The 7279-nt window shown below is 75.3% G+C and carries 7 protein-coding genes; 4 read left to right on the forward strand and 3 right to left on the reverse strand.

Translation table 11 applies throughout. The features are described from left to right. Nucleotides 1–1320: penicillin acylase family protein (locus tag RIF68_RS20750; protein ID WP_309052785.1), on the forward strand; the 1320-nt coding region annotated here is incomplete at its 5' end. After that, on the forward strand, nt 1317–1880 hold the full coding sequence (locus RIF68_RS20755) for a GNAT family N-acetyltransferase (protein ID WP_309052786.1): 564 nt from the start codon (nt 1317–1319) through the stop codon (nt 1878–1880). The genes RIF68_RS20750 and RIF68_RS20755, both read left to right, overlap by 4 nt. 16 nt (nt 1881–1896) lie before the next feature. Here the strand turns inward: RIF68_RS20755 and RIF68_RS20760 are convergent, their stop codons facing one another. Next, on the reverse strand, nt 1897–2982 hold the full coding sequence (locus RIF68_RS20760) for an amidohydrolase family protein (RefSeq protein ID WP_309052787.1): 1086 nt from the start codon (nt 2980–2982) through the stop codon (nt 1897–1899). A gap of 119 nt (nt 2983–3101) precedes the next feature. Here RIF68_RS20760 and RIF68_RS20765 point away from each other — a divergent pair, with 119 nt between their 5' ends. Then, a complete protein-coding gene (locus tag RIF68_RS20765) occupies nt 3102–4205 on the forward strand; it encodes an aminotransferase class V-fold PLP-dependent enzyme (protein WP_309052791.1) in 1104 nt (367 codons plus the stop codon). A gap of 96 nt (nt 4206–4301) precedes the next feature. Here RIF68_RS20765 and RIF68_RS20770 read toward each other — a convergent pair whose 3' ends face one another. Beyond that, nucleotides 4302–5369 (reverse strand): alkene reductase, encoded by a 1068-nt coding sequence (locus tag RIF68_RS20770; RefSeq protein ID WP_309052788.1) that lies wholly within the window; start codon nt 5367–5369, stop codon nt 4302–4304. Between the two features lie 114 nt (nt 5370–5483). Between RIF68_RS20770 and RIF68_RS20775 the strand changes: the two genes are divergently transcribed. After that, nucleotides 5484–6014, forward strand: a complete 531-nt coding sequence (locus RIF68_RS20775; RefSeq protein WP_309052789.1) for a MarR family winged helix-turn-helix transcriptional regulator — start codon at nt 5484–5486, stop codon at nt 6012–6014. Nucleotides 6015–6128: 114 nt separating this feature from the next. Here the strand turns inward: RIF68_RS20775 and RIF68_RS20780 are convergent, their stop codons facing one another. Beyond that, nucleotides 6129–7187: an aminotransferase class V-fold PLP-dependent enzyme gene (locus RIF68_RS20780; RefSeq protein ID WP_309052790.1), complete on the reverse strand. Its 1059-nt coding sequence runs from the start codon at nt 7185–7187 to the stop codon at nt 6129–6131. Nucleotides 7188–7279: the final 92 nt, after the last annotated feature.

Genomic DNA, 7279 nt, shown 5'->3' on the forward strand with positions numbered 1-7279 from the left:
GTGACGGTCCTGGACGGCGAGCCGGTCACCGTCGAGGTGATCGAGACGGACCGCGGCCCGGTGATCATCGGCGCGGAGGACGGCCCGGAGGCGGGCACCAGTGGCTCCGGGACCGGAAGCGACCGGTCCGGCGACGGCGGCGTCCCCCGCGGCGGGGACCTCACGCCGCCCGGACCCGGCGAGTGGGAGGCGGTCAGCCTGCGCCACCCGCCGCGCGTCACCGGGGAGCTCGGCTTCGGGACCCTGCCCGCGCTGCTCCGGGCCCGTACCGTCGAGGACGTGGACGCCGCGCTCGACCGCTGGGTCGAACCGGTGAACGTCGTCCAGGCCGCCGACACCCGGGGCGGTCTCCTGCACCGGGTCGCCGGCCACGTCCCCGTACGCGACCGGCGCAACTCCCTGCGGCTCGTACCGGCCTGGGACCCGGCCCACGCGTGGGCTCCCCGGCCCGCGCCGCTCCCCCGCGCCGAGGTCCGGGGCCACGCCGTGATGGCCAACGCCCGGGGCCTCGCCGCGCCGCTGGGCGTCGAGTTCGCGCCACCGCACCGGGCGGCCCGCATCGACGCGCTGCTGAGCGCGTCGGACGCCTGGACCCCCGAGGCGACGGCCGCCGTCCACCGCGACACCGACACCCCCTCGGCGGCCCGGCTCCTGGAGGCGGTGCGGCGCGCCGGGGAGGGCCTTTCCCCCGCCGCCTCGGCCGTACGGGACCGGCTGCTCGGCTGGGACCGGCGGATGGAGGCCGACAGCACCGACGCGGGGCTCTACGCGGCCGTACGCGGCGCCGTCGTCCGGCGCCTCGCCGCCCACGAGGCCTTCGCGGCGCTGCGCGAACCGGCCCCGTGCCCCGAGCTGTTCCGGCCCTGGCTGGCGCTCGGGCCCCGGGTGGGGCTGGCCCTGGAGACGCTGCTCGTCTCCGGTCCCGTACCGCCCGCCGACGTCGACCGGATCGTGCGCGAGGCCCTGGCGGAGGTCGCGGCAGGGGAGCCGCCCGCCGCCTGGGGCGCCACGCACCGGCTCGCCCCCTGGCAGGCGCTGCCCGAACCCGACGACGCGGTGTGGCCGGGACTCGGCGGTGACCACGACTGCGTGTTCTCGACCTCCAGCGTGCCCGGCTACACGGACCGGAGCGCCCGCGCCTCCGCCGCCCGCTACGTCTGGGACCTCGCGGACCGCGAACGCAGTGGCTGGATCGTGCCGTTCGGGGCGTCCGGGGTGCCCGGCGACCCGCACCACCGCGACCAGCTCCCCCTGTGGCTGCGGGGCGAACTCGCCCCCGTCACCACCGACTGGAACCACCTCACCAAGGAGCAGGGATGACCACCCCCGTACACGTGCAGACCGTCGAGGGTCTCGGCACCGTCACCGTCCGGCCGATCGACCCGGACCGCGACGCGCCGCTGCTCCACGGCTGGGTCAACGAGGAGCGGGCGCGCTTCTGGGGCATGGTCGGCACCACCGTCGAGCAGGTCCGCGACATCTACGCGCACCTGGACTCGCTCACGACGCACCACGGCTTCCTGGTCCTGCGGGACGGCGAGCCGGTCTGCCTCTTCCAGACGTACGACCCGGCGGCCGACCGTGTGAACGAGTGCTACGAGGTACGGCCCGGTGACATCGGCGTCCACCTCCTCATCGCCCCGGGCACGGCCCACGAGCCCGGTTTCACCGGGCGGCTGCTCGGCGCGCTGGTCGACTTCTGCCTGAAGGACCACACCCGGATCGTGGTGGAGCCCGACGCGGCCAACGAGAAGGCGATCGCCCGTATGGTGCGCGCCGGCTTCGAGCCGGGCCCGGAGGTCGTCCTGCCGGAGGTGGACCTGCCGGAGGTCTTCATCCCGGAGAAGAAGGCCCGGCTCGCCTTCCTCACCCGGCCCTGACGCCCGGGGCGGGCCCCTAGACCACGATCCGTCCGTTGACGACGACCCGGCGGGGGGCCGCGAGGGCGCGGACGTCGGCGCGGGGGTCCTCGCCGTAGACGACGAGGTCGGCCGGGGCGCCCTCCTCCAGGGCGGGGCGGCCGAGCCAGGAGCGGGCGGCCCAGGTGGTGGCGGAGAGGGCGTCGACCGGGGGGATGCCGGCGCGGGTCAGTTCCTCCACCTCCTCGGCGACCAGGCCGTGGGCGAGGGAGCCGCCCGCGTCGGTGCCGACGAAGACCGGGACGCCGGCGTCGAAGGCCGCGCGGACCGTGTCGTACCGGCGCTCGTGGAGCCGGCGCATGTGGGCGGACCAGCGGGGGAACTTCTGCTCGCCACCGTCGGCGAGGTGCGGGAAGGTCGCGATGTTGACCAGGGTGGGGACGATGGCGACGCCCCGCTCGGCGAAGAGGGGGATCGTCTCCTCGGTGAGCCCGGTGGCGTGCTCCACGCAGTCGATGCCCGCCTCCACGAGGTCGCGCAGCGCGTCCTCGGCGAAGCAGTGCGCGGTGACGCGGGCGCCGAGCCGGTGCGCCTCGGCGATGGCCGCCTCGACCTCGGCGCGCGGCCAGCAGGCCGTGAGGTCGCCGACCTCGCGGTCGATCCAGTCGCCGACGAGCTTGACCCAGCCGTCGCCGCGACGCGCCTCCCGGCCGACGTGGGTGACGAGGTCGGCGGGCTCGATCTCGTGGGCGTAGTTCCGGATGTAGCGGCGGGTGCGGGCGATGTGCCGGCCGGCGCGGATGATCTTCGGGAGGTCCTCGCGGGCGTCGATCCAGCGGGTGTCGGAGGGCGAGCCGGCGTCGCGGATCAGGAGCGTGCCGGCGTCCCGGTCGGTGAGGGCCTGCTTCTCGCTGGTGGCCTCGTCGACGGGCCCGTGCCGGTCCAGGCCGACGTGGCAGTGGGCGTCGACGAGACCGGGCAGCGCCCAGCCCTCGACGGTCACCGCCTCGGCCGCGGGCCGGTCGAAGGTGATCCGCCCGCCCACGCACCACAGTTCGTCCCGTACGTCCTCCGGGCCGACGAGCACCCGCCCCTTCACATGCAGCACCACGTGATCGCTCATGTCTGCACTGTACGAGGGCGGCCGCGCGGGGCGGGACGGGTGTCGCTCGGTAACCTGTGCGGGACAGGGCCCCGCCGCGGGCCCGCGCCGCACCGAGTCGAGAAGGCACCACCGTGACCGTGACACATCCGCTCCTGGACCTGGCCCCGCTGACCGCCGCGCACTTCGCGTCGATCGAGCGCCGGGTGGCCGCGCTGCTCTCCACCGAGCAGGACGTGGTGATCACCCAGGGCGAGGCGCTGCTGCCCCTGGAGGGGTGCATCCGCAGCGGGGCGCGGGCCGGTTCGACGGCACTGAACGTGGTGACGGGTCCGTACGGGCAGACCTTCGGCAACTGGCTGCGGGACTGCGGGGCGACCGTGGTCGACCTGGAGGTGCCGTTCCACACGGCGGTGACGGCGGAGCAGGTGGAGCGGGCGTTCGCCGAGCACCCGGAGATCGACTTCGTGTCCCTGGTGCACGCGGAGGCGGCGACCGGCAACACCAACCCCGTCGCGGAGATCGGCGAGGTCGTGCGGGCGCACGGTGCGCTGTTCTACCTGGACGCGGTGGCGTCGATCGGCGCGGAGCCGGTGCTGCCGGACGCCTGGGGCGTGGACATGTGCATCATCGGCGCGCAGAAGGCGATGGGCGGCCCGGCGGGTGTCTCGGCGGTGTCGGTGAGCGAGCGGGCCTGGGAGCGGTTCGCCGCCAACCCGGCCGCTCCGCGCCGCTCGTACCTCTCCCTCCTGGACTGGAAGGAGCGCTGGATCGACGGCGGCCGCAAGGCGCTGCTGCACGCCCCCGCCCAGCTGGAGATGCTGGCCCTGGAGGCCTGTCTGGAGCGGATCGAGGCGGAGGGCCTGGACGCGCTGATGGCCCGGCACGCCTCCGCCGCGGCGGCGACCCGGGCGGGTGCGCTGGCGCTCGGCGGCGGGCTCGAACCGTACGTGTACGAGGCGAGGGACGCGGCGCCGGTCGCGACGACGCTGCGCGCCCCGGCCGGCGTGGACGCGGCGGAGCTGGTGGCGAAGGCCCTGGCGGCGGACCCGTCGCTGCCGCTGATCGCGGGCGGCGGCGCGCTGTCGGGCGAGATGATCCGGGTCAACCACTACGGGGTCGACGCGACTCCGGGCGCGGTGCAGTCCTCCCTGGCGGCACTCGGCGCGGCGCTCGGCGAGTCGGGCCGCCCGGTGGACCTGGAGGGCGCGCGCCGGGCCGTGACGGAGGCCTGGGCGGCGTAGGCGGTACGGGAACGGGGCGGGGTCCGGTGTCCGGGCCCCGCCCCGTCGCGTACCCGGGTCCCGGCCCGTCGTCCCGCCCCTGGCGGACGAATCCCGTTACAGGGCGGGGTAGTCGGTGTAGCCGCGGTGGTCGCCGCCGTACATCGTCGTCTCGTCGAGCGGGTTGTACGGGCCTCCGGCGCGCAGCCGCGCGGGCAGGTCCGGGTTGGCGATGAAGAGGCGGCCGAAGGCGATCAGGTCGGCGGTGCCGTCCTCGACGAGGGCGAGGGACTCGGCGTCGGTGGGGCCCTCGGTGGCCGGGTTGAGGACGAAGGTCCCGGCGAACCGCTTGCGCAGGTCGAGGGTGAGGGGGCGGCGCTCCGGGCCGGTCTCCAGGACGTGGAGGTAGGCGATGCCGACGGGCTCGATCGCGGCGAGGAGGGCCTGGTAGAGCTCCTCGGTCTCGGTCTCCGTGATGTCGTTGAAGGTGCCCGCCGGGGAGATGCGCAGGCCGGTGCGTTCGGGCCCGATCTCGGTGGCGACGGCCTTGACGACCTCGGCGGCGAAGCGGACGCGGTGCTCGACCGGGCCGCCCCACTCGTCGGTGCGGTGGTTGGAGCCGGAGGCGAGGAACTGCTGAACCAGGTAGCCGTTGGCGCCGTGGATCTCGACGCCGTCGAAGCCGGCCTCGACGGCGTTGCGGGCGGCGGAGGCGAAGCCGTCGATCGTCTCGCGGACCTGCTCGCCGGTGAGTTCGCGCGGGGTGACGAAGTCCTTGGGGCCCTCGTGGGTGAAGACGCGGCCCGCGGCGGCGACCGGGGACGGGCCGACCGGGTGGAGGTCGCCGTCGAGCAGGTCGGGGTGGCCGATGCGGCCGGCGTGCATCAGCTGGGCGAAGATCCGGCCGCCGCGGGCGTGGACGGCGTCGGTGACCTCGCGCCAGGCGGCGATCTGCTCGCGGCTGTGCAGGCCCGGGGTGTCGGGGTAGCCCTGCCCGCCGGGGACGGGCTGGACGCCCTCGGTGACGATCAGCCCGGCGGAGGCGCGCTGGGCGTAGTACTCGGCGACGAGCGGGGTGGGGGTGCGGGTCGCGCCGTCGGCGCGGCTGCGGGTCATGGGCGCCATCGCGATGCGGTTGGCGAGGCGGGTTCCGGCGAGGTCGACGGGGTCGAAGGCAGTGGGCATGACGGTTCCCCTCACATGAATATGTGGTCGGCCAATTAATCGGGCCGTTGTCACTGTAACCCATTGATTGGCCGACCAAGGTAATCTGGTGGGTGAGCCATCCGAGGAGCCCCCATGTCCGGTGTCGAAGCCGTCTGCCCCGCGTCCCCGCCGTCCGCGGCCCGCGGCGGCCCGGTCGGCCACGCCCTGGCCCGGGTCTCCCGCATGCACCGCATCGCCATGGGACGGCGGCTGCGCGAGCTGGGGCTCTACCCCGGGCAGGAGCTGATGATGATGCGCCTGTGGGACAGCGGCGCCGCCCGCCAGTCCGAGCTGATCCAGTTCCTGGGCGTGGACCCGTCCACGGTGACGAAGATGCTCCAGCGGCTCGAACAGTGCGGCTACGTCCGTCGCAGCCCCGACCCCGCCGACCGGCGCGCCGTCCTCGTCGAGTCCACGGAGAAGGGCGACGCCCTGCGCACCGGCGTCGAGGAGGCCTGGTCCGACCTGGAGCGGACCTCCCTGACGGGCCTGACGCCGGCCGAGAGCACGGAACTGGCCCGGCTCCTGGGCGTCCTCGCGGAGAACCTGGCCGCGGAGGCGGCGGAGGCGGTCGAGAGCGGCGCGTGCCGAACGGCCGAGGGGGGCCGGACCGGCGTGTGCTGAGCGGCGGAGGTGGGCCGGCGGGAGGGCTCCTCGGCGGGACCGCCACCGTCCCGACCGCCCCGCAGCCCTTCGTTCCCGCCGCTCCCCCGCCCCCGCCGCTCCTTCGTTCCCCGCTCAGCCGGCGATGACGTCCAGGGCGCGGTCCACGTCCGCCGAGGTGTTGTAGAGGTGGAACGAGGCCCGCAGGTGGCCCGCCCGGGCGGAGAGCAGCACCCCCGCGTCCCGCAGGGCGTCCGCGCGGTGCCCGAGGCCAGGAACGGCGACGACCGGGGAGTCGCCGGGGACCGAGGCCTTGCCGATCGTGGCCAGACCGGCGCGGAAACGGGCCGCGAGACCTCGCGCGTGGGTCCCGATCCGGTCGACGCCGATCTCTTCGAGGAGGGCGAGCGAGCGGGCCGCCCCGTGGTAGGGAAAGAAGGCGGCGGGCTCGTCGAACCGGCGGGCGGAGCGGGCGAGTTCACGGACCGGGCCGTAGATGTTGCCCCACAGCTCCTCCCCCGTCACCCAGCCGGCGTGGATCGGTGACAGGAACTCCTGCGCCTCCTCCGTGACGGTGAGGAAGGACGCGCCGCGCGGGCAGAGCAGGAACTTGTAGGCGCCGGCGACCGTGTGGTCCCAGTCGCCGGCGCGCAGCGGCAGCCACCCGGCCGCCTGCGTGACGTCCAGGAGCGTCCGGGCGCCGTGGGCGGCCGCGGCGGCCCGGATCGCGGCGAGGTCGGCCGTGCGGCCGTCCGCCGACTGGACGGCGGCGAAGGCGACGAGCGCGGTCCCGGGACCGATGGAGTCGGCGAGCCGCTCCAGGGGTACGAACCGGGTCCTGAGGTCCCCGCGTACGGTGAAGGGGGTGACGAGCGAGGCGAACTCGCCCTCCACGAGGAGGACTTCGGAACCGGCCGGCAGGGACTGGGCGATCATGCCGCAGTGCACGGCGACCGAGCTGCCGACGGCCACCCGCTCGTGGTCCACCCCGACGAGCCGGGCGAAGCCGGCCCTGGCCTCGTCCACGAGGTCGAAGCTGCCGGGACCGTCCGGCCGGCCGGCGGCCGTCTCCTGGGCGAGGAGGGTGATCGCCTCGACGGTGCGGCGGGGCAGCAGCCCGCAGGCCGCGGTGTTCAGATAGGTCCGCGCGGGCGCGAACTCGGCGCCGCCGAGCGGCTGGTCCAAGGAGTCCATGGGCCCACCATGGGTTCCCCGCGGAAGGCCGTCAATCGGCCCGCTCCGCGGGGAATCCCCACGACGTTTCCGTCTCCGCGGGTGGGGGCGGG

The organism is Streptomyces sp., from assembly GCF_031178505.1.
GTDB classification, from domain to species: Bacteria; Actinomycetota; Actinomycetes; order Streptomycetales; family Streptomycetaceae; genus Streptomyces; species Streptomyces gulbargensis.

Coding starts and splice junctions, on each gene's coding strand:
- RIF68_RS20780 (WP_309052790.1), bottom strand. CDS start 7,187: ATGGACTCCTTGGACCAGCCGCTCGGCGGCGCCGAGTTCGCGCCCGCG.
- RIF68_RS20775 (WP_309052789.1), top strand. CDS start 5,484: ATGTCCGGTGTCGAAGCCGTCTGCCCCGCGTCCCCGCCGTCCGCGGCC.
- RIF68_RS20760 (WP_309052787.1), bottom strand. CDS start 2,982: ATGAGCGATCACGTGGTGCTGCATGTGAAGGGGCGGGTGCTCGTCGGC.
- RIF68_RS20770 (WP_309052788.1), bottom strand. CDS start 5,369: ATGCCCACTGCCTTCGACCCCGTCGACCTCGCCGGAACCCGCCTCGCC.
- RIF68_RS20755 (WP_309052786.1), top strand. CDS start 1,317: ATGACCACCCCCGTACACGTGCAGACCGTCGAGGGTCTCGGCACCGTC.